This window comes from Azospirillum largimobile, from assembly GCF_977007025.2.
The window spans coordinates 1,310,523-1,332,238 of the sequence record NZ_CDRMUA020000001.1 but is presented as its reverse complement, the minus strand read 5'-3'; the positions used below and the strand labels follow the sequence as shown (position 1 = coordinate 1,332,238).

Sequence of the window (21,716 nt, the reverse complement as noted above, 5' to 3'; positions counted from 1 at the left end):
GAACGTGTGCAAGTGCGCTTAACAGTTTCGACACGTAATCAATGGCCTCCGTCGGACGGACAGGGTCGGAAATGAGGCGGTCATGGCGTTGGGATTAGACGAACTCCTGGACACCAGCGGCCTGGTGCCGCATGGCGTCTGCCTGCTGTGGCGGCCCGACATTCTGGCGCTGCATGTCGCTTCGGACGTGCTGATCGGCCTGTCCTATTTCTCCATCCCGGTGGCGCTGACCTATTTCGTCATGCGTCGGCGTGACGTCGAATTCGGCTGGATGGCGATCTTGTTCGCCCTGTTCATCATCGCCTGCGGGAGCACCCATTTCCTGATGGTATGGACCCTCTGGAATCCCGATTACGTGCTGGAGGGGCTGGTCAAGGCGGTCACCGCCCTGGCGTCGCTGGGGACCGCGGCGGCGTTGTGGTGGCTGATGCCGCGCCTTCTCACCCTGCCGAGCCCCAAGCAGCTGGAGGCGACCAACCGGGCGCTGGAGCAGGAGATCGCCATCCGCCGCCAGATGGAGATGCGCTATTCCAGCTTCTTCAACAATCTGGCCGAGTCGCTGTTCATCGTCCAGGTCTTGCCCGACGGCGATTTCGCCTATGAGGCGATCAACCCGGCGCTGGCACGGGCCACCGGCCTGGATCCGGAGCGGCTGCGCGACCGCCGCGTCCGCGACGCGCTGGCGCCGGAGGCCGCGGCTTCGGTCATCTCCCGCTACGTGGCCTGCCGGGATGGCGGCGAGAGCATCGACTACGAAGAGACCCTGGACCTGCCGGTCGGTCAGCGCGTCTTCCACACCATGCTGGTTCCGGTGAAGGACGCCGCTGGCCGTGTCGTCCAGATCCTGGGCAGCGGCCGCGACGTGACCGAGCGCAAGCGCCTGCAGGCGGAGGTGGTCCAGACCTCCAAGCTGGCGACCTTGGGCACGCTGGCCGCGGGCATGGCGCATGAGATGAGCCAGCCGCTGAACGTCATCCGTCTGTGGACGGAGAACATGCTGACCCGCCTGCGCGACAATCTGCTGGAGCCCCAGCGGGCCGAACGGTCGCTGACCCTGGTGATCGAGCAGACCGACCGCATGGCCAAGCTGATCGACCATGTCCGCACCTTCGGCCGTCGGGACGGCGGCGGCATGCGGGCCTTCACCCCCGCCCACTGCGTCCAGACCGCGGTGGAGATGGTGCGCCACCAGTATGCGTTGGAGGACATCGAGATCATAGAGAGTGCCACATCGGCGCAACTCCCGGTGACCGGGCGCCCACTTGAATTGGAGCAGGTGATTCTCAACCTTTTCTCGAACGCGCGCGATGCTATCATCGCGCTTCGTGCAACGGGCCGGGAGGCGGGACGCATCATGGTGGCGGTCAGCGACGACCCCGATGGTCAAAACGTCGCCATACAGGTGACCGACGACGGCGGCGGCATCGACCCTTCGGTTCTGCCCCAGATCTTCGACCCCTTCTTCACGACCAAGGAGGTCGGCAAGGGGTCTGGACTCGGCCTGTCGATCGGCTACGGCATCATCGACGGCATGGGCGGCCGCATCGATGCCCGCAACGTCGATCTGGAGGGAGGGCGCCGTGGCGTCCGGTTTATCATAACCTTGCCCAGCCAGCCGGTATCCTCCTCCGACAGGGAGCTGTCGCATGCCTGATCCGTTGCACATCCTGATCGCGGAGGACGAAGTCCTCGCGGCGATGGCGCTGGAGGATTTCCTGTCGCTCAAGGGCTTCCGCGTAACCGTCGCCGCCAATGGGGCGGAGGCGCTGGAACGCTACGGCCGTGAGCAGGTGCATGCGCTGGTGACCGACCTGCGCATGCCGCGCATGGACGGCCAGACCCTGATCCGCGAAATCCGCGATCGGGATGCTGCATTGCCGGTGGTGGTGATGACCGGCTATCTGACGGAGGACAGCGACCTGAAGCATGAGCGCTGGAAGCCGCTGGAGATTCTCAGCAAGCCGGTTAACCCGCGCATCATCTGCGAAACGCTGCACCGCATGCTCGGCCTGCCGCTGGAGGCTTGAGGCAGGACGGCGGCAATAGGCGGCGACTGGCGGCGCGGCTCAGTCTTCCAGCGGTTCGACGTCGACGCTGACGGTCAGGCCGTGGCCGGCTCCGCCGACCAGAACGCCGCGGGCCGGGCTGACATCGTCGTAATCGCGGCCCCAGGCGATGGTGATGAAGTCGCGGTTGGCGACGCAGGCGTTGGTCGGGCAGATGTCCAGCCAGCCGGCGGCGGCCCCGCACCAGACCGATGCCCAGGCATGGCTGACGTCCGCACCCACCAGCCGCGGCCGGCCCGGCGGGGGCAGGGTGCGCAGATATCCCGACACATAGCGGGCCGGCAGGCCCATGGCACGGACACAGCCGACGGCGATATGGGCGAAATCCTGACAGACGCCGCGGCGGTTGCGCATCACCGCCGCCAGCGGCGTGGCAACCGTCGTCGCGGCGGGGTCGAAGGCGAACTCCCGATTGATGCGGTTCATCAGGTCGATGGCCGCCGCGACCGCCGGACGGCCGGGGATGTAGCTGCCCCGCGCATAGTCCAGCAGCTCCGGGCTGGAGGCGACCAGAGCGCTGTCGAAGCAGTATTGCGTGATCTCCGCGCCGTCATCCGGGCCGGACAGGCCACGCAAGCTGTCGCGCACATGCTCCCACGGGGCTGAGTCGTCGGGCGCCGATGCCGGCGGCTCGAACACCTCGACCTCGCTTTCCGCGATGACCGAGAAGGTCCGGTGCGGCTCCTGCACGGCGACATAGGTGACGGTGTTCCCGAAGTAATCCACCCGGTCCGATCGCACCGCCGGGACCGGATCGATGGTCAGCAGACTGCGCCGGATGCGCTGGCGCGGGTGCGGCCGGGCGGTCAGGTGCAGCAGATGGTGGGAGATCGGCACATCCTCGCCATAGTCGTAGGCGGTGGCGTGGCGCACGCGGTAGCGGGTGGCGGAACCGCTGCTGCCGGGAAGCGGAGTGGGAGGGGTCATCGGGTCAGGCCGATCGTGCGAAGGCATGGCTGAAATAGGCATGCGCCAGGAAATTCGACACGTCCGGCAGCGACATCGCCAGCGTGTCCAGCAGCGCCCGCAACGCATCGCCGGAGGCCAGTGCGTCGGTCCGCTCCAGCCCGTTGCGCGCGGCCGCGACGATGGCCAGCGCACCGCCGGTCGGATCGGTGCCGGTTCCGACGCCCTGGCTGGGCAGCGCCCGCAAGTGCCGGTCCAGTGCCGCCAGCTGGAAGGCCAGCGCGCGGGGATTAGCCTCCTCCCCCAGCAGCAGGTCGAGCACGGAACTGCGCTGGACGCTGGTCAGGTGGCGGGCGCGGTAGGTCATCACGCTCTCGCCCAGTTCCAGCAGGACCGCCAGGGTGGCCGCCTGCATCGGCTCGTCCAGGCGGTCCAGGTCGGCGACATGGACGCCGCGCATCAGCGCGATCATGTGCAACGACCGTTCGATGCGCCGCCCGATGTCGAGGAAGCGCCAGCCGGCGCCGCGGGTCATGCTCTCCTGTTCCAGGCCGGAGAAGGCGGCCAGCGTGATCATCACGTCGTCGAGCCGCAGCAGGAGGGATGCCGCGTCCATCCGTCCCTTCGGCGGCAGGGTCTGGCGGTCGATGGCCGACACCACCCGCCACATGTCCATCGACAGGCGGTCGCGCACGGAATAGGCGGTGCGGTGCAGGCGCAGAACCTGGGCGCGCAGGCTGTTGGGATGGTCCGGGTCGTTCACCGCCGCGTGCAGCGCCTCGCGCAGGCCACGGTTGGCTCCGCTTTCTGTCACCTGCGCCATGTCGGCCGGGATCATCCCGAGAGAGCAGAGCAGGTCGAGCAGAGGGCGGAGCTGCAGGGTGGCGCCGGGCATGTTGCTGTCGATCAGCCGGCTCTGCGTCGCGCGCAGCAGGCGCAACGCCCCCTCCGCACGTTCCGCATAGCGGCCGAGCCAGTAGAGGCCGTCGGCGACGCGGCTGGGCAGGTCGTTGGCGGACGGCCGGGCGCCGCTGGCCGTCGGCTCCGTCGCCGGGGCCGGGCGCGGCTGGGTGGAGGCGACGTCGGCGCGCCGCGGCGCCAGGATCCAGGTGTCCTTGCTGCCGCCGCCGCTCTGCATCGACACCACCAGCCGGCCGGATTCGCTGGACACGCGGGTCAGCCCGCCGGGCATGACGGCATAGCCGCCGCTGGGGGTGGCGCAGAGGAAGACGCGCAGGACCAGCGGGCGCGGTTGCAGCCGGCCATCCTGCCAGACCGGGGCGGTGGACAGCGCCATCTGTTCCTGCGCCACGAAATACCAGGGGCGGCGCTTGATCCGCTCGATCAGGGCCGACCGTTCGGCGGCCGACAATTGGGCGCCGAAGATCGGCTCGAAGGACAGCGAGGGGAAGGCTGGCTTGACCACCAGCCCGTCGAGATGGTCGATGACGTAGGCGCGCTCCGCGTCGTTGCCGCACCACCAGCTGGCGACGCCGGGTAGCCGCAGCTCCTCGCCCAGCAGATGGCGGCACAGCGTCGGCAGCGACGACTTCATGGCCATCGATTCCATCAGGCCGGAGCCCAGCGCGTTCGCCATCACCACGTTGCCGGCGCGCACCGCCTCGATCAGCCCGGCCACGCCCAGCGAACTGTCGGCGCGCAGTTCCAGCGGGTCGGCGAAGTCGGCGTCGAGCCGGCGCAGGATCACGTCCACCTGCTCCAGCCCGGACAGGGTCTTCAGGTACACGGTCCGGTCGCGCACCGTCAGATCCGCGCCTTCCACCAGCGTCAGGCCGAGGTAACGGGCGAGATAGACATGTTCGAAATAGGTCTCGTTGTAGGGACCCGGGGTCAGCAGGACCACGCGCGGCAGGCCGCGGGCGCCGTTGCCCCTGGGGGCGAGCGACAGCAGCGTTTCCTTGAAGGTGTCGAAGAAGCCGGTCAGCCGTTCCACCTGGCAATGGCGGAAGCTGTCGGGCAGCACCTTGGCGATCACCGCACGGTTTTCCAGCGCATAGCCGCTGCCGCTCGGTGCCTGGGTGCGGTCGGACAGCACCCACCAGCGCCCGTCCGGCGCGCGGGCGAGGTCGACGGCGTAGAAATGCAGGTGGACGTCGTTGGGCACGCGGATGCCGTGGACGGCGCGGCGGAATCCGGGGTCGGCATGGATCACCGACGGCGGCAGCCGGCCGTAGCGGGTCAGGGTCTGCGGCCCGTAGAGGTCGGTCAGGATGGCGTTCAGCAGCGAGGCGCGCTGGATCAGCCCCGATTCGACAGCCTTCCATTCATGCGCCGGCAGCAGAAGCGGCATCATGTCGAGCGGCCAAGGGCGTTCCATCCCGTTGGGATCGCCGTAGATGTTGTAGGTGACGCCGTTCTGGTGCAGCAGCCGCCGCGCCTCTTCCCACCGTTCGGCCATCTGTACGGCGTCGAGCGGCCCCAGCGTGCTCATGAAGGTCTGCCAGTGCGGCCGCAGCCGGCCCTGGCCGGTCACCATCTCGTCATAGACTTGGCCGGAGCCATAGCCGATGGCATCAGCCTCGCCGAACAGCGATCCCTGTGTGAAGGGAACCGGCGGCATCCCCGACGGGACCACGGACGCCGGCGCGCGGAAAGGCTGATCGGGCTGGGACAAGGTCTGACTGATGCTTTTTGCCTATGAACGGAGCAACAGTCTGAACGTCCGCGTGCTGCGATGCAAGGCTGGCGGCCGGCGAACCAATCCGAAAGCGGAAAAGAGTTCGCAACGATCCATCTGTGGGCGGGTCGATCGGACAGCCCCTTTCCGAAAAAGAAAAGCCGGAGCGCCGCGTGAAGCGACGCTCCGGCTTGCCGGATGTTGCGGAAAGCCGCCGGGGGTCAGAGCGTCTTCAGGTATTCCAGCAGCTGCCAGCGCTGCGCGTCGGTCAGGCCGGCGCCGAACTCGTGGCCGGTGTTGCGGTTGCCGGGCTTCGCCGTGTCATAGACGAAGCTGGCGCCCGCCGCCGAGGAATCCACGCCGACCTTGACCGGGTCGATGGAGGTGCTGCCCATGCGGAAGGTCGCCGACCGTTGGGACGCTGGCAACAGCATCTCATACAGGCTGGGGACCGATCCGTTGTGCATGTAGGGCGCCGTCGCCCACACGCCGTCCAGCGGGCGGGCCTTGTAGGCCAGCAGCTGCTTGATGGTGCCGGCCAGCGCTTCCTCGTCGGAGGTGGCGCTGCCGGACGTGGCGGCTGCCGACGGAGCGGCGGCGGCCTTCGCCTGCGCCTTCGCCGCGCTGCCGCCGGCCGGAACCGCGCCAACGGTCGGCTTGGTCTGGCCGCGGCCGGTCAGGGCGGCGATCACCTTCTGGTGGTCGGCCGTCTGCTTGGCGCCCGGCTTCACGAAGGGCGTGGTGTCGAGCGTGCCGCCCTTCGCCTGCGATTCCGGCGACCAGCCGGCGGGAGCGGCGGCGGTCAGCCACGGCGCCGGGGCATCGTCGCCCTTCATCAGGTCGAGCAGCAGGCCCGGTTCGCGCACCAGATCGCCGAGGATGGCGCCGATCACCGCGTTGGACAGCAGGTTGGCGGCGAGGTCCGGATTCTTCAGCGGCTTGCCACCGAGGAGTTGCGGCGGCATGGCGACGTTGGCGATGGCGCCGGTGTCGACCTGACGGCATAGCGCATCGACCGCCATCCTCGGATCGGCGGCGTAGTTGACGGTGATCATCTTGGCGGCGACGGCGGCATCGACGCCCTTGGTGCAGATGGTGCCGAACGCGGCGATCACCGCCTTGGCATTGTCCGGCTGCGCCCAGTTGAACAGCGGCACCATCTGGATGGGGGCCGTGGTATAGGTCTCGCCGCGCGGCAGGATGGCGTGGCAGCTCTCGCAGTTTTCCTTGTAGATCGACTCGCCGGCCGCGGCCTTCACGATGTCGACGTTGCCGGCGAGGCTGTCCGGCCACACCGGCGAGCGCAGCTTGCGCAGCTGGTTTTCCATGTCGATCAGATTGCGGCCGCGGACCGTGGACTTGTAATAGTAATGGGCGGCGTCGGCCGGCGGCTTCAGCGTCACCTTGCCGAACACGCCCAGCACCTCGCCGGCATTGCGGCCCAGCGCGTCGAAGGCGGTGGCGTTCGGCAGCAGGCCGTTCCACTGCACCCGCGGCTGGTGCGGCGCATCCCACAGGTAGGGATAGCTGACCGGGGCATTGGGCGCGCGGTTGTTCTTCGGCAGGTTCAGGTCGATCGCCGACACGCGGTTGAAGATCATGCCGAAGGCGTCGGTGCGCATCGGCCCCCAGGGCGTGTCGGGGGTGCTGGCCGCGACGAACTCGGCGAAGGAGCGGTCGAAATCCTTCAGCGCGTTGTACAGCGCCAGCTTCTGCTGGTCGGTGGCGTTGGCGCCCAGCACGCGCGTGGCGAAGGGCTGGAAGGCGGCGTCGCTGGTCACGGTGGTGTGGACCGCGTTGCTCAGCCCGCTGATGAAGCCATAGAGGTCGCCGGTGGTGACCGCGCCGTCGATGCGCATGGTCTTGCCGTTCACCGTCACGTCGCCGGTGTGGCAGGCGGCGCAGGTCATGCCGAACCATTCGGTCTTGTCGGGATCGACGTCCTTGACGAAGCCGACCGGCAGCAGATCGGGGTTCCAGTCGGCGGACGTGTTGGCGGGATAGCCGTAGCGGGTGATGCTCTTGACGAAGGGCTGCTTGGTCTGCGGATCCTCCAGCGCCATGAACCAGTCATAGCGCATGATCTGCGAGCCCTGGGTGGTGGTGTAGTACCACTGGCGGGCTTCCTGAGACCAGCCCTGGTCCAGGTACCACAGGCCGTTGACCTCGCTCGGCGGCTTGACGGGCACGGGGCGGGGCGGCTTGGGCGGCTCGGCGCAGGAGGCGAGCAGCAGCGCGGTGGCGGCCAGGGTCGCGTAAACGGGAGTCTTCATCCCCATTGTTCCCTTATCGGTGGCTTGGCGCATGGGCCTTCGACCGAAGAGGGTAATACCGATAACATATGCGCGCGAAATGCTATCGCGTTATGACGCTGAAAAGTTGATGTCGCGATGGTCATGCAACCGTTCCCTCTCACCGCGGAGGAGGGGAACGGTTGCATGGGATGGGGTAGGAGACTTACCCCCGCCGCAGATCCAGCGTCATCGGGAATTGCGGATTCCGCTCCTCCGCCGGGGCGTCCATCGGGCCGGGGGTGTGGCCGAAGGGGAAGAAGCGGGCCAGTCGCCGCCCCTCCGCCTCGTTGGCGTTGACCGGGAAGGTCTCGTAGTTGCGGCCGCCCGGATGCATGACGTGATAGGTGCAGCCGCCGATCGACCGGCCGGCCCAGCTGTCGAGGATGTCGAAGATCAGCGGGGTGTGGACGGGAATCGTCGGATGCAGGCAGGATGGCGGCTGCCACGCGCGATAGCGCACGCCGCCGACGAACTCGCCCTCCACCCCGGTCGGGATCAGCGGAACGCGCCGGCCGTTGCAGGTGATGACGTGGCGGGCGTCGATCAGGCCGGTGACACGCACCTGCACCCGCTCCACCGAACTGTCGACATAGCGCACCGTGCCGCCGCCGCCCGGCTCCTCGCCCAGGACGTGCCAGGGTTCCAGCGCCATGCGCAACTCCATGGTGATGCCGCGCTGGCTGACATGACCGTAGACCGGGAAGCGGAAGTTGAAGTGCGGCGCGAACCAGCTGTCCTCCAGCGGATAGCCGTGATCGCGCAGGTCCTGCAGCACGTCGGCCATGTCCTGCTGGACGAAGTGCGGCAGCATGAAGCGGTCGTGCAGGTCGGTGCCCCAGCGCACCAGCCGGCCCTTGTAGGGGTGCTTCCAGAAGCGCGCGACCAGCGCCCGCATCAGAAGCTGCTGGGTCAGGCTCATCTCCGCATGCGGCGGCATCTCGAAGGCGCGGAACTCGACAAGGCCGAGGCGGCCAGTGGAACTGTCCGGCGAGTAGAGCTTGTCGATGCAGAACTCCGCCCGGTGGGTGTTGCCCTGCACGTCGACCAGCAAGTTGCGCAGCACCCGGTCGACCAGCCAGGGCGGGCAATTTCCGCTCGCCGCCGCCTGGTCGATCTGGTTGAAGGCGATCTCCAGCTCATAGAGCTGATCGTCGCGCGCCTCGTCGACGCGCGGGGCCTGACTGGTCGGGCCGATGAACAGGCCGGAGAAGACGTAGGACAGGGCAGGGTGGTTCTGCCAGTAGGTGATGAGGCTGCGCAGCAGGTCGGGCCGGCGCAGGAAGGGGCTGTCGGCCGCGGTGGCGCCGCCCATCACGACATGGTTGCCGCCGCCGGTGCCGCAATGGCGCCCGTCGATCATGAACTTTTCCGCCCCCAGGCGGCTTTGGCGCGCATCCTCGTACAGGGCGATGGTGTTGCGCACCAGATCGTCCCAGTTGTGGGCCGGGTGGATGTTCACCTCGATCACGCCGGGGTCGGGGGTGACGGCCATGGAGTTCAGGCGCGGGTCCTTCGGCGGCTGGTAGCCTTCGATGACCACCGGCATCTCAAGCTCGACCGCCGTCGCCTCGATCTCCGCCAGCATCGCCAGATAATCTTCCAGCGTGCTCATCGGCGGCATGAACAGGTGCAGGCGCCCGTTGCGCGCCTCGCAGCTCAGGGCGGTGCGCACCACCCACCAGGCCGACTTGCCCTGTTCGGGCAGTTCGTCGCGGATCTCCGCCATGATGCGCTGGCGCTGGGCGATCCGCTTGTCGGTGTGGACACCGCGGTCGGATTCCTGGACGGCACCGCGGATCTCCTGCCGGCGCTGGACCGGATGCGGGGGCAGCGGGCCGCGATCCTCGAAGGGATCGGTTTCCCAGGCATAGGGATAGTCGGACTTCGACACCCAGGGCAGGGAACCCAGCGGAAGGCGGTAGCCGACCGGGCTGTCGCCGGGGATCAGCAGCAGCTTCTCTTGGCGCAGCGGCCATGTGCTGGACAGCCAGACCGGCCCCTGTTGGGTCATGCGGCGGTTGATCGGCATGACGAAGCCCACCGGCTCCGCCAGACCGCGGGTGAAGACGCGGGTCAGCCGCTCGCGCTCTTCCTTGTCGTCGAGCCTGCTGTTCAGCGGATCGACGTTGATCGGAAGCTGCGATTCCTTGCGCAGGTAGTGCCAGGGGTCCTCATAGGCGCCGAGCACGAGGTTCGGGTCGAGGCCCAGCCTTTTTGCCAGCGCCATCAGGAACACGCCGGCATCCTGGGCGGTGTGGCCGTAATCGGTGTCCTCGCGCGCCAGCAGGTCGCTGTTGGCCCACAGCGCCTCGCCGTCGCGGCGCCAGTAGAGCGTCATCGCCCAGCGCGGCAGCGATTCGCCGGGATACCATTTGCCCTGGCCGAAATGCAGCAGCCCGCCGGGGGCGAAGCGGGCCATCAGCCGGTGGATCAGGTCGGCTGCCATCTTCCGCTTCTGCGGACCAAGCGCGGTGGTGTTCCATTCCGCGCCGTCCATGTCGTCGATGGAGACGAAGGTCGGCTCGCCGCCCATGGTCAGGCGGACGTCCTCGGCCTTCAGATCCTCGTCCACCCGGTGGCCCAGCGCCTCGATCGACGCCCATTGCTGCGGGGTGTAGGGCTTGGTGACGCGCGGCGCCTCGTAGATGCGGGTGACCGACATCTCGTGGCCGAACTCCACCTCCGCCTCGTCGACGAGGCCCGAGATGGGGGCGGCGGAAGAGGCGTCGGGCGTGCAGGCCAGCGGGATGTGCCCCTCGCCCGCCAGCAGGCCGGAGGTGGGGTCCAGCCCGACCCAGCCGGCGCCGGGCAGGAACACCTCGGTCCAGGCATGCAGGTCGGTGAAGTCGCTTTCCGGACCGGACGGACCGTCCAGCGCCTTCTGGTCGGCGGTCAGCTGGATCAGGTATCCGGAGACGAACCGGGCGGCGAGGCCGAGGTTGCGCAGGATCTGCACCAGCAGCCAGGCCGAATCGCGGCAGGACCCGGTGCGCTTGGTCAGCGTCTCCGCGCAGGTCTGGATGCCCGGCTCCATCCGGATGACGTAGCCGATGTCCTGCTGAAGCTGCTGGTTCACCGCGACCAGGAAATTGATGGTCGGCGTCTTGTCCCGCGGGATGTTCTTGAGGTAGGCGGCCAGTTCCGGCCCCGGCTCCTCCGTCTCCAGATAGGGGCGCAGCTCGCGCTGCAGCCAGTCTTCGTAGGTGAAGGGAATGTGGCTCGCCTTCTCCTCCAGGAAGAAATCGAACGGATTGATCGCGGCGATTTCGGCGACCAGATCGACCTCGACGATGAACTCGCGCGTCTTTTCCGGGAACACGAAGCGCGCCTGGAAGTTGGACTGCGGGTCCTGCTGCCAGTTCAGGAAATGCTGCTTCGGCGTGACCTTCAGCGAATAGCTGAGGATCGGCGTCCGGCAATGGGGCGCCGGGCGCAGGCGTATGATCTGCGGCCCAAGGGACACCGGCCGGTCGTAGCGATAGATCGTCTTGTGATTCAGCGCGACGTGGATCGCCATGGAAAACCCCGCCTCATGCCTGTTCGATGATGTTCGCGCCGCGGTTTGGTCCGGGGTCGCCGTTGCAACGGTAACACCGATAAATCCGGCCCGACAGGGCGGCCCGGCCCCGATCCTACCGCAGTTGCGAAAAAGTCACGAAGTTGCCGATGACGTGCGCTGCGGCTTTCTTCCGTTCGCGTTACCCTTTATATCTTGAGCGAATGGGGTATCGCTGCGGCGGGGTCTCGCGTCTGGATGGTGTCGGTGGCGGCTTCTTCGATATTGGGCGGCAACCGTGGGGCAGGTGGCATGGGCGACGCAGGCAACGGCGGCGCCGGACGGGGCGTCGTCACCGGGAAATACTTCAATTTCAAGCCGCTGCCTCCGCCGGCGGACATACTGGGCAACCCGCTGGTCGTGCCCAACCTGCCGACGCACAAGCTGCCCAAGGAGACGTTCGGCAGCCGGGTGAAGCGCTTCCTCGCCCGGATGAACCTGGGCAGCCAATCGGCGGAAACCCGGCTGCGCTGGAAGCTGTACGACACCATCCAGGCGACCATGGCCTCGCTGTCGCCCGCCGTGACGCTGGTGGCGGAAAAGCGGGCGCCGGTGAAGCGGAAGAAGCTGTCGGTCCCGGTCGTCGTCGTGCGCCATCCGTATCACCTGCGCCATGTGTTCGAGTTGCTGCCGAACATCCCCGACAGTCTGGCGGCGGAACGGCATTTCATCGAACTGCTGATGACCCGCGCAATGAAGCGGTATGGCGAGCAGATGGCCATGATGAAAGGCAGCGCATTTTCCTTCGAGCATGAGGCGCGGGAATACTTCTTCGCGGGCTTCAAGCTGGAAAAGCAGATCAAGAAGGTCAAAAGCCCGGACGAACGGTTCGCCGCGCTGCAGGCGATTCATACGAACTACTTTCATGGCCGGAACTATTATTACTTCGCGTTGCTGAGGCGGGAGAAGCTGGCGCCGGACAACAAGCTGTTCATGCTGTTCGCCCGCGCTGTCTATTTCATGGCGCGGATCGATTGGAACGGCGAGCTGTTGGAGAAGCCGAACCCGCGCGCGCTGCCCAGCCGCGACGACATGCTGTTTTTCGTGGAGCGTGACAAGTCGGTCGTGACGCGCTATCGCACCGACCAGGATTTCCAGCGTCAGGTCAAGGCCGTGCTGGAAGCCTTCCCTGCTTCGTGACGTCCTGCTTCATCATTACCCAAGGTTTCCTGCCATGCCTGTGCTGTCCCTGGTGAGCGGTCTTCTGGCCGCCGGCTCCATGCTCGCGGTTCTGGCGGCGGCTCCGGCCCTGGCTGAAACGCCCGCCCCGGATGCCGCGGCGGCGACCTGCGATGTGGCGGAGACGCCGTCGGCGCAGTTGCTGTGCCGCGACGCCGGATTGGTGGCGGCGGGCGAGGCGATGGAGGTGGCGCTGGCGGCGCTGGGCGCAACCACCGACGCCACCGGACGGGCGGCGATCGAGGCCGGCCAGACCGTCTGGCGGGCGCGACGCAACGATGCCTGTCCGGTGACCGCCGCCGACCTTGCCGATGCCAAGGCGGCCAAGTCCCGCACCGATTGCCTGCTGCGCGTCACCCGCCAGCGTACCGCGGCGCTGGAGGCTGAACGTCAGGCGCGGTCGCGCCCCGTCGCCGATCTGCCTCTTGCCGTCACCGGAGCGGCTGCGCCGCGGTTCGTGGCGCCGCAGGCGACGGTCCCGCCGATCAACCGCAAGGCGACGCTGGCGGCTCTGTCCGGGCGCTGGGCCAAGGCCGATCCGAACGACCGCACCGCCATCGACGATTGCCGCACGTCCTATCTGGAGATCGGCGCCGACCGGACCCTGACCGCCGTCGATGCGCGGGTGCCCCAGTTTCCGCTGACCGGCCGCCTGCCGGCCGAGGGCGACCCGGTACAGGAGGTGTCTGTGCAGCCCCTGCAGCCCGCCGAAGGGGCGGCGGAGGCGGCACCCGCGCCGCTGGCCACCCTGCGTCTGCTGCCAGCCGATTCGGCGCGTTTCGACCGTCTGATCCTGCGCATGGGCGCGCCCGCCACTTTCGCTGCGGAATTCGTCCGCTGCCGTTGACGTGTGTCGGTACGAGCGGAAACGCTCGTGCCGGCAACCCCGGCTGACTTGCCGTTCACACGGTGGGAATGGTACCGCCGTCGATGACGTATTCGGTGCCGGTTATGGTGCCGGCACGATCGGAAGCGAGAAAAGCGATCAGGTCGGCGACATCTTCCGGCTTGGAAGGCCTGCCGATAGGGATGCCGCCGAGCGAGTCCATGATGATCCGCTTGCCGCCTTCATAATCGGTGCCGGCGTCCTTCGCGAGCCGCTCGGCAAACCGGACCGACGCCTCGGTTTCGATCCAGCCGGGCGAAACGCGCACCACACGCACGCCCTTGGGCGAGACTTCCTTTGAGAGGCTCTTGCTGTAGGTCGAGAGTGCAGCCTTCGCAGCGGCATAGGCCGTCGTCGACTCCGGCAACGGCAGCGCGCGCTGGATGGAGGTCACGTGGATGACCACTCCATGACCCTGCGCCACCATCGCCGGTACAAGTTCGCGGTCGAGTCGGATGGCGGGCATCAGATTGAGATCAAGCTCCTTGCGCCATTCCGCTTCGCTCAGCGCCGCGAATCCGCCTGCCGGAGCGGAGGAGCCACCCAGCATGTGAACGATGACGTCGACTCCTCCCAGGCGTTCGCGCACCGCTGCGGCGAGCGCGGCGCACCCCTCCGGGGTCGTCAGGTCGGCGGAGACGAACATCTCCTTGTCCGGCGTGTCCGGCCGGGACCGGGCGGCGGTCAGCACACGAGCGCCGAGCTCGCGAAACAGCGCGACGGTGGCCGCACCCGCGCCGCGCGTGCCTGAGGTGATGAGCGTTCGCTTTCCTTCGAGACTGATGAACGGGGTCATGGATTGCTCTTCCTGATTGGGATTGTTCTGTCCCGCAAAGGTAAGCCTGGACGCGTGTTCCGATAATCAGGATAAAATAGGATGTGGAATATCGAGAAGCGGGACAATGCACCGGGCTGACCTGAACGACCTGGATGCGGTCATCGCCATCGCGCGAAGGGGTTCGTTTCGCGCCGCGGCGCTCGACCTGGGTATGTCGACGACCGCGCTCAGCAACGCCGTCGGAAAACTCGAAGCTGGGCTCGGTGTCCGTCTGTTCAATCGAACGACGCGGAGCGTATCGCTCACCGATGCCGGACGGGTGTTTGTCGAGCAGGTCGGTCCGGCGTTGCAGGATGTTCACGGTGCCCTGGAAGCCGTGCGGTCGCAGCAGACAACTCCGTCAGGCACGCTGCGCATCAATGCCTTCGCCACGGCAGCGCGCGAGATCCTCTTGCCTCTGGTGCTGGAGTTCCTGCGCCGCTATCCGCAGGTACATGTCGACCTTGTCACCGAAGGGCGACTGGTGGATATCGTCGCCGAGGGCTTCGATCTCGGAGTACGGGTGGCCGACCTCGTTCCCAGCGACATGATCGCGATTTCATTGGGTCGTCCGCAGCGATATGCCGTGGTTGGATCGCCGGCATATTTCGCGAAGCGTGGCAGGCCGCGGGTTCCGCCCGACCTCCTCAATCATTCGTGCATCCGTGTCCGCCTGCCGAACGGAGCCCTTTTTCGGTGGCAGTTCGAGAAGGACGGGCAATCGGCACGGATCGATGTGGACGGCCCGATCACCTTGGACGAAGCGAGCTTGGCACGGATCGCTGCCCTAAACGGCGTTGGATTGGGCTTCTTCATGGAAGCGGACGTGCGGGCCGACATTGAGGAGGGTCGTCTCGTTCGCGTGCTCGACGACTGGACACCGCCGCGTTCCGGGCTCTGCCTCTACTATTCCGGACGGCGTAATCCCTCCGCCGCTTTCAGGGCCTTCATCGGCTTGGCCCGCGAACTCGGTGCAAACGGAGGTTCCCTAGCTTCTTGATACGAGGAAACGCACCGTCATCGACAGCCGCTCTCCCGCCGGCAGGGCGATGACGCCGGCATCCGCCTCCTGCGGGCGGTTCAGCGCGTCGGTCATGTGGGTGACCGGCTCCAGGCACAGATAGGGCTCGCCGGGCGGGGCATAGACGATCAGATGGCCGACCGGCCCGTCGGCGAGCATGGTCAGGCGCAGCCGTTCCCGCGGACGGTCCAGCGTTGCGGTGCCCGACCATCCCGTGAAGCCGTTGTCCAGTACTGCATGGTCCATGACCACGCCGTGGCGAAAGTCCCAGGCGGCCGGCAGGGGGCGGCGGCGGGACGGCAGGATGGTGTCGTCATTGTCCCAGACGGCCCGGACATCGGCGGTGACGATGCTGCCTGACGACTTGGCGAAATAGGGATGCAGCCCCAGCCCGGCCGGCATGTCGCTGCCGGACTCGTTGATCAGGTCGAGGGTGACGGTCAGCCCCTCGCCGTCGAGCGCCACGGTCTGCGTCGCGCGGTAGCTCCAGGGCCAGTCGTCGGCGCGGTGGCTGAAGCCCATGCGGAGCGCGTCGTCGGCCAAGGCCTCCACGGTCCAGGGGGTTGACCAACCATGGCCGTGGATCCGGTGCGGCGATCCTGGATCGGTGGCGAGCACGACCTCCCGCCCCTGGAAGACGAACCGGCCGCCGCCGATGCGGTTGGAAAAGGGGACCAGCGGGAAACATGCCATATCCGGGGCGAAGCTGCCGGCCAGCGCGCGGTCCGGGGCGGGGCGGAACAGATCGACCGGACCATCGGAGGTCGACAGGCTCCAACTCGCCAACGAACCGCCGATATGCGGAGTCGCGGTGAGCGTCATGGCTCCGTGCCGCAACGCGATGATGGTGCTGGTCCGGATCATGCGCTTCTCCCATCGTCAGCGTCCCGATTTTTATCGCACATGCGAAGACCGAAAGGAACGGCCGCCGCCGGTGGCGCAACGCTGACACAGTTTCTATGTGTTTGACGAAAAATGTGGGTATCGTACACCCCTCCTTTACCCTCCACCGGCGACGATGGGGCGCAAACCGGGGTGCGTGCAGCCGCGGATGTCAACGCGGGGAACACCCCGTTGTTGCAGATCGCTTCGTGTCCTCAGGCTCCGGGGGGCATCTGCAGGAAAGGTCGGGAGTGTCCAGTTCACCGCTCAGCCGCGCGATGCTGCCACCGCAGGCCGCCACGGGCTCGCTCGACGAGGTGGAACTGTGCGGCGCCCTGGCGGATTACCATGCGCTGCCTGCGCGGATGGTGATCGGCGTCGTGCTGCGTCCGTACCTGGACCCGCTGTGCCTGACGACCACCGAACTGATCCATCTCGCCAAGCCGCTGAAATCCTGCCTGGACCAGGGGGCACTGGTGGAGTCCGCCATCACCAGGGTCGCCGCCGTGCAGGCCCGTGCACCGGGGCAGGAGCAGCTGAGGCGCCGTCAGGCCATCCGCAGTGCGGTGGACGAAAGCTGGGCCAGGGCGCGCACCGCACAGGCCGCTTTTGCCGCCATGCCGCGCGGGCGCCGGCCGGTGGACTGGCTGCTGTCCCAGGGAACCGCTACGCCGACCGGCGACGCTGAATACGACCTGCGGGTGGCGGTCGCCCTGGAACTCGTCGAGATCAAGAGCTGGGGCGCCAAGCTGGACCGGCTGCTGGAACTGCACCAGTGGGACCGGGACGAACGGCTGGCCGCCGCAGTCGACGGGGTGATCGGCGATATTCTGGCCTCCGCCGCCGCGGGAGCGGAACTGTTCGGTGCCAACCTGCTGCCCGGAACCCTGCTGTCCACCCTGTGCGACATGCTGTTCGGCCGGATCGGCATGGAGGCCATGGGGCCGAATCGCATCGGCGTGCTGAACGCCCTGTTCCGGCAGGGCAAGCTGCCGATGGCGAAGGCCGCCGTGCTGGACCGCATCCGCCGGCAGTTGAAGGCGCCCCAGCCGCTGGGCCGCGGCGCCTTCGACCAGGAGGCGGAATTGCTGAAGACGCTGACCGCGCATCTGCTGACCCGCGACGGGCTGATCGGCGGGGCGGCGATGGCCGATGCGTTGACCGTGCGCTATTCGCGCCGGCTGGAGCAGGGCGGGGCGAGCGCCTATCGCCGCTCCATCATCGGCCTCAGCGAAGGGCAGCCGGATCTGATCTGCCGAATCCACTATCTCACCCGCGTCGCCGCCACTCCCGCCGGGGAGCGCCATGCGGACGAAATCCTCGCCTCGCTGGACGCCGCGGTCGGCAATGAGCTGCTGATCGAGAACATGCTGGTGCAGACGCCGGACACGGCGCTGCTGGAGCGCGACTTCGCCCGCGCGCTGGCGGCCGTCCGCTCCGCCCCGCTGCCGGCCGATGCGTGCGAGCGGATCGCCGCCCGTGCCGAACGCTCCGTCGACGAGTATGTGAAGACCGGACAGCTTGCCGCCCGGCTGAAGCAGGTGGAGCCGGTGCTGCGCCGCCGCACCATCCGGCTGGCGGAGGTCGCCTGCTCCGGACTGATCCGCGAGGACGGCGCCCTGCCGCTGGTGCGGCAGCACATCCTGGAAATCGTCCGCCAGCCGCAGTTCCAGGCCGAGATCGCCCAACCCGACAGCGACGTCGCCCAGGCCGAGGTGCGCCGGCTGCTGCATCTGCTCGACCGTCTGCGCCAGATGGCCACCGCGCCCGCTCCGCCGCCGGTGGCGATGCCGGTGCCGGGTCCGCATCAGCCGGGTCCGCGCAGCGCCGATACCGTCTGCAATCCGGCCGCCGCCATTGCCGCCATGCCTGCCGCAGGCCGGGCGCCGGCGGATACGGTTCTGGTTGGCGCGCCGGCTGCCACGACCCCGGTGACGGCCACGGAAGAGCTCTGCCCGAGCTGCTACTCGGCCCGCGGATCGGCCCGCGGACCGAGCGCTCCCTGCACCGGCTGCGGATTCCCGGCGAAGTCGGACAACCGGCCGGGGGTGCATCTGGCGCCCGGCACGCTTCTGCATGGCCGTTACCGCGCCGGGCGGGTGCTGGGGCAGGGCGGGTTCGGCGCGACCTACCTGGGCTGGGACGACCGGCTGCGGGTGAAGGTGGCGATCAAGGAATATTACCCCGCCAACCTGATCGCGCGGCTTCCCAACGGCGGCGCCGTCTCCCCCTTCTCCGACGAGCATGCGGAGACGTTCGCCGCCGGCCTCACCAAATTCCTGGAGGAGGCGAGGACGCTGGCCCGCCTGCGCGATGTGCGCGAGATCGTCGGCGTCCAGGACTTCTTCGAAGAGAACGGCACCGCCTATCTGGTGATGGAGCTGCTGGAAGGCCGCACCATGAAGAAGTATCTGGCCGATTGCGGCGGCCGGATCGACGTGAGGCGGACGCTGTCGGTGGTGACGCCCATCGCCAAGGCGCTGCAGGCCATTCACGAGCAAGGGCTGATCCACCGAGACGTCAGCCCGGACAACATCTTCCTGACCAACGGCGGCGACCGCAAGTTGCTGGATTTCGGCGCGGCCCGGCAGACGGCCCGCCCGGGGGCCGGGATGACGGTCATCCTGAAGCCGGGCTATGCCCCGCCGGAGCAATATTCGAACGAAGGGCGTCAGGGCGCCTGGTCGGACGTGTATGCGCTGTGCGCCACGATCTATCTGGCGCTGACCGGCCGCACCCCGCCGGACGCCACCGCCCGCTTCATGAACGACAAGGTGCCGAGACCGTCCGAACTCGGGGTGGCGTTGCCGCCGGGTTTCGAGAAGGTGCTGATGTCCGGGCTGGCGATGCGCTGGCAGGATCGGCCGCAGTCGATGAAGGATCTGCTGCGCGCGATGACCGCGGCGTTGGCCGGCGGCTGACGGTGACGTGACTGACAGTGACGTGACTGACAATGGCTTGACCTGGGCATGAAAAAGGGGACCGGCGCACCGGTCCCCCTTTCCTGGTCCGCTGGAGCGATGCCGTTACTTGGCGTCGGCAGCGACCTGCATCTTGATGATCTTGTCCGGATCGGTGACCTGACCGTTGCGGGACTGGCTGCCCTTCTTGATCATGTCCACGAACTCCATGCCCTCGACCACACGGCCCCAGACCGTGTACTGGCGATCCAGGAAGTTGGAGGGCGCGAAGCAGATGAAGAACTGGCTGTCGGCGCTGTCCGGATCCTGGGCGCGGGCCATCGACAGGGTGCCGCGGATGTGCGGGGCGCTGGAGAACTCGGCCTTCAGCTTCTTGCCGGAGCCGCCCATGCCGGTGCCGGTCGGGTCGCCGGTCTGGGCCATGAAGCCGTCGATGACGCGGTGGAAGACGACGCCGTCGTAGAAGCCCTGGCGGGTCAGTTCCTTGATGCGGGCGACGTGGTTCGGCGCCAGGTCGGGCCGCAGTTCGATCACCACGCGACCGTCCTTGAGGTCGAGGTAAATGGTGTTTTCCGGATCCAAGGCCTTCGCCTCCCCTTGCGAGACTGTAAAGAACGAGACAGTGAAGATTGTGGCGAACAAGGCCGCCAGCAACGCGCGGGTCCACCGCTTCATGCGAAACACTCCGATGAGCCGAAATCCGCGCCCCGGACCATAGGGGAAAAGCGGGGGAATGCAAAGCCGCGCTGGCGGGGGGTGGCGATCCGCCAAAAGTCACGGATGACGGACGCTTGTCCGGGTGTTCATCGTGCCAAGGACATGGCAAGCCATTCGGATCGCAGGAGCGGGAAGGGGACGGCGGGTGAGGCTGGGACGGGCGATAGCGGGAACGGCGGCGGTTGCGGTGACGCTGGGCGTCGTCGGCCTTGGCGGTGCCATCCTGGCCGGTCCCGCCCTGATCGGCGGGCTGGCGACCGAACTGCTGCGCGACTCCGGCTTCGCCGGGGCGGAGGTCACCGTCACCGGATTGCGGATCGCCGATGGCTGGGATGGGCTGCGGCTGGAGTTCACCGCCGGCAGCGGACCACTGGAGGCCGCGGCCCCGACGCTGGAATTGCCGATGGCCGGCCGCGTCACGCTGTCCGGTGCGCTGCGGGTGGGGATGGACGGTGGGACGCTGACCGTCAGCCCCGACGGCTGCCTGCCGGCTATTGTGGAGAAACTGACGGTCAGCGGCCAGACTTTGGTCTTCCCGCAGGAGGCGACGGTCTGCGCCGTGCCGGATGCACCGCTGCTGCGCTGGTCGCCGTCGGTGATGACCGTTGCTGCGGAGGTGCAGGCGTCGCGGCTCGACGTGCCGGCCAGCGGCCTGCGGGCCGACCAGCTGGTGCTGCGGCTGGGGCAGGACGGGAACGGGCGGCAGGCGGATGCCATCGTCGCCAAGCTGACCAACACTGCCAAGCCGGCGCCAGTCGTGCCGCTTGCCGTCACCATCCGCGCCGTCCAGGAGGGGGAGCAGCCTTGGTCCATCGCCGGCAGCGCCAAGGATGCACAGGGCCTGCTGTCCGTCACGCTGGCCGGCAGCCATGACCAGACCGCCGGCGCCGGCCGGGTGGAGGCGGTGGCGAAGCCGGTCGCACTGGCTCCGGACGGGCCGGGATTGGCCGCCATTTCGCCGCTGGCGGCGACATTTCTTCAGAAGGCGTCCGGCACCCTGTCGGGCAAGGCCACGGTCGCCTGGGACGCCAAGGGCCTGACCACGGCGGGGCAGGCGACGGTGAAGGGACTGGCCGGCGTCGCGGGGCCGGTGACCGTCGCCGGTGTGGCGGGGACGGTTGCCCTGTCCAGCCTGTCGCCCCCGGTGATCCCGGCCGGACAGAAGCTGTCCATCGGACTGCTCGACGTCGGCGTTCCGCTGACCGACGGCACCCTGCAGTTCGGCTATGGGCGCGATGGGCGGCTGGACGTTGGGCGGGCGGAGTGGCGCTGGGCCGGCGGGACGCTGCGCGCCGATCCGTTCAAGCTGGCGCCCGCCGCGCCCAAGGGAACCGTCACCCTGCATGCCGACGGAATCGATGCGGCCAAGCTGCTGGAGCTGATCGCCGTCGACGGGCTGGAGGCGAGCGGCAAGTTGGCCGGCACCCTGCCGGTGGTCTTCGCCGACGATACGGTGACGCTGAACGGCGGCGTGCTGGAATCCGCCGCGCCCGGCACCCTGCGCTACGATCCCGCCAACCCGCCCGCCGCGCTGAAGGGGGAGGAGGGAAGCCCCACCGCCATGCTGATGGGTGCGCTGACCGACTTCCGATACGACAGCCTGCGGATCACCATCGACGGGCAGGCCGGCGGCGAACTCAGCGCCGGCCTGTCGCTGCGCGGCGCCAACCCGTCATTCTACGATGGCTATCCGGTTGCGCTTAACCTTAAGCTGTCCGGCGCGCTCGACCGGATTCTGCGCCAGAACCTCGACGTCTATCGGATCCCCGACACGCTGCGGGACCGCATGACCGGCTTCGACCAGAAGGACCCCTGATCGCCACCATGGTAACC

At 67.9% G+C, this 21,716-nt stretch carries 14 protein-coding genes; 7 read left to right on the top strand and 7 right to left on the bottom strand.

The genetic code is table 11. From position 1 onward, the window contains the following. The first annotated feature begins 82 nt into the window (after positions 1-82). Together ACWPKK_RS06185 and ACWPKK_RS06180 are read left to right on the top strand one after the other, a co-directional pair. A complete protein-coding gene (locus tag ACWPKK_RS06185) occupies positions 83-1,654 on the top strand; it encodes an ATP-binding protein (RefSeq protein WP_452001861.1) in 1,572 nt (523 codons plus the stop codon). Further along, positions 1,647-2,027, top strand: coding sequence for a response regulator (locus tag ACWPKK_RS06180; protein ID WP_149223555.1), 381 nt, complete (start codon positions 1,647-1,649; stop codon positions 2,025-2,027). The genes ACWPKK_RS06185 and ACWPKK_RS06180 overlap by 8 nt, the downstream gene beginning before the upstream one ends. Before the next feature lie 39 nt (positions 2,028-2,066). Here the strand turns inward: ACWPKK_RS06180 and ACWPKK_RS06175 are convergent, their stop codons facing one another. From ACWPKK_RS06175 to ACWPKK_RS06160, 4 genes are all read right to left on the bottom strand, one after another. Further along, positions 2,067-2,993 carry a transglutaminase family protein gene (locus ACWPKK_RS06175; RefSeq protein ID WP_452001859.1) on the bottom strand — a complete coding sequence of 309 codons (927 nt, stop codon included), beginning with the start codon at positions 2,991-2,993 and terminating at the stop codon, positions 2,067-2,069. 4 nt (positions 2,994-2,997) lie between these two features. Then, positions 2,998-5,607 (bottom strand): circularly permuted type 2 ATP-grasp protein, encoded by a 2,610-nt coding sequence (locus ACWPKK_RS06170; protein ID WP_452001856.1) that lies wholly within the window; start codon positions 5,605-5,607, stop codon positions 2,998-3,000. A 224-nt stretch (positions 5,608-5,831) separates the two neighbouring features. Further along, the gene (locus ACWPKK_RS06165) at positions 5,832-7,883 is read right to left on the bottom strand and encodes a di-heme-cytochrome C peroxidase (RefSeq protein ID WP_452001854.1); all 2,052 of its coding nucleotides are present in this window, start codon (positions 7,881-7,883) and stop codon (positions 5,832-5,834) included. 184 nt (positions 7,884-8,067) lie between these two features. Further along, positions 8,068-11,421 carry a transglutaminase family protein gene (locus ACWPKK_RS06160; protein WP_452001851.1) on the bottom strand — a complete coding sequence of 1,118 codons (3,354 nt, stop codon included), beginning with the start codon at positions 11,419-11,421 and terminating at the stop codon, positions 8,068-8,070. 291 nt (positions 11,422-11,712) lie between these two features. On the opposite strand from ACWPKK_RS06160, the gene ACWPKK_RS06155 reads away from it, so the two are divergent. Continuing rightward, entirely contained in the window at positions 11,713-12,600 is an 888-nt protein-coding gene (locus tag ACWPKK_RS06155) for a hypothetical protein (protein ID WP_452001848.1), read from the top strand. Positions 12,601-12,634: 34 nt separating this feature from the next. Further along, on the top strand, positions 12,635-13,486 hold the full coding sequence (locus ACWPKK_RS06150; RefSeq protein WP_452001845.1) for a lysozyme inhibitor LprI family protein: 852 nt from the start codon (positions 12,635-12,637) through the stop codon (positions 13,484-13,486). A 55-nt stretch (positions 13,487-13,541) separates the two neighbouring features. Here the strand turns inward: ACWPKK_RS06150 and ACWPKK_RS06145 are convergent, their stop codons facing one another. Further along, complete coding sequence (locus ACWPKK_RS06145; RefSeq protein ID WP_452001842.1) at positions 13,542-14,321, bottom strand: SDR family oxidoreductase; 780 nt, start codon at positions 14,319-14,321, stop codon at positions 13,542-13,544. Between the two features lie 106 nt (positions 14,322-14,427). On the opposite strand from ACWPKK_RS06145, the gene ACWPKK_RS06140 reads away from it, so the two are divergent. Further along, entirely contained in the window at positions 14,428-15,342 is a 915-nt protein-coding gene (locus ACWPKK_RS06140) for a LysR substrate-binding domain-containing protein (RefSeq protein WP_452001839.1), read from the top strand. Here ACWPKK_RS06140 and ACWPKK_RS06135 read toward each other — a convergent pair. Continuing rightward, on the bottom strand, positions 15,331-16,227 hold the full coding sequence (locus tag ACWPKK_RS06135; RefSeq protein WP_452001836.1) for an aldose 1-epimerase: 897 nt from the start codon (positions 16,225-16,227) through the stop codon (positions 15,331-15,333). The two genes, ACWPKK_RS06140 and ACWPKK_RS06135, sit on opposite strands and share 12 nt — an antisense overlap. A gap of 269 nt (positions 16,228-16,496) precedes the next feature. Between ACWPKK_RS06135 and ACWPKK_RS06130 the strand changes: the two genes are divergently transcribed. Then, complete coding sequence (locus ACWPKK_RS06130) at positions 16,497-19,166, top strand: serine/threonine-protein kinase (RefSeq protein ID WP_452001833.1); 2,670 nt, start codon at positions 16,497-16,499, stop codon at positions 19,164-19,166. Between the two features lie 105 nt (positions 19,167-19,271). Here ACWPKK_RS06130 and ACWPKK_RS06125 read toward each other — a convergent pair whose 3' ends face one another. Continuing rightward, complete coding sequence (locus ACWPKK_RS06125; protein ID WP_063634395.1) at positions 19,272-19,841, bottom strand: peptidylprolyl isomerase; 570 nt, start codon at positions 19,839-19,841, stop codon at positions 19,272-19,274. Positions 19,842-20,028: 187 nt separating this feature from the next. Here ACWPKK_RS06125 and ACWPKK_RS06120 point away from each other — a divergent pair, with 187 nt between their 5' ends. Then, on the top strand, positions 20,029-21,699 hold the full coding sequence (locus ACWPKK_RS06120; RefSeq protein ID WP_452001830.1) for a YdbH domain-containing protein: 1,671 nt from the start codon (positions 20,029-20,031) through the stop codon (positions 21,697-21,699). The last annotated feature ends 17 nt before the right edge of the window (positions 21,700-21,716 follow it).

Bases quoted from the DNA above. Each gene is read 5' to 3' on its own strand.
- ACWPKK_RS06175 (WP_452001859.1), bottom strand. From the start codon at position 2,993: ATGACCCCTCCCACTCCGCTTCCCGGCAGCAGCGGTTCCGCCACCCGC.
- ACWPKK_RS06165 (WP_452001854.1), bottom strand. From the start codon at position 7,883: ATGAAGACTCCCGTTTACGCGACCCTGGCCGCCACCGCGCTGCTGCTC.
- ACWPKK_RS06145 (WP_452001842.1), bottom strand. From the start codon at position 14,321: ATGACCCCGTTCATCAGTCTCGAAGGAAAGCGAACGCTCATCACCTCA.
- ACWPKK_RS06135 (WP_452001836.1), bottom strand. From the start codon at position 16,227: ATGATCCGGACCAGCACCATCATCGCGTTGCGGCACGGAGCCATGACG.
- ACWPKK_RS06160 (WP_452001851.1), bottom strand. From the start codon at position 11,421: ATGGCGATCCACGTCGCGCTGAATCACAAGACGATCTATCGCTACGAC.
- ACWPKK_RS06150 (WP_452001845.1), top strand. From the start codon at position 12,635: ATGCCTGTGCTGTCCCTGGTGAGCGGTCTTCTGGCCGCCGGCTCCATG.
- ACWPKK_RS06185 (WP_452001861.1), top strand. From the start codon at position 83: ATGGCGTTGGGATTAGACGAACTCCTGGACACCAGCGGCCTGGTGCCG.
- ACWPKK_RS06155 (WP_452001848.1), top strand. From the start codon at position 11,713: ATGGGCGACGCAGGCAACGGCGGCGCCGGACGGGGCGTCGTCACCGGG.
- ACWPKK_RS06125 (WP_063634395.1), bottom strand. From the start codon at position 19,841: ATGAAGCGGTGGACCCGCGCGTTGCTGGCGGCCTTGTTCGCCACAATC.
- ACWPKK_RS06140 (WP_452001839.1), top strand. From the start codon at position 14,428: ATGCACCGGGCTGACCTGAACGACCTGGATGCGGTCATCGCCATCGCG.
- ACWPKK_RS06180 (WP_149223555.1), top strand. From the start codon at position 1,647: ATGCCTGATCCGTTGCACATCCTGATCGCGGAGGACGAAGTCCTCGCG.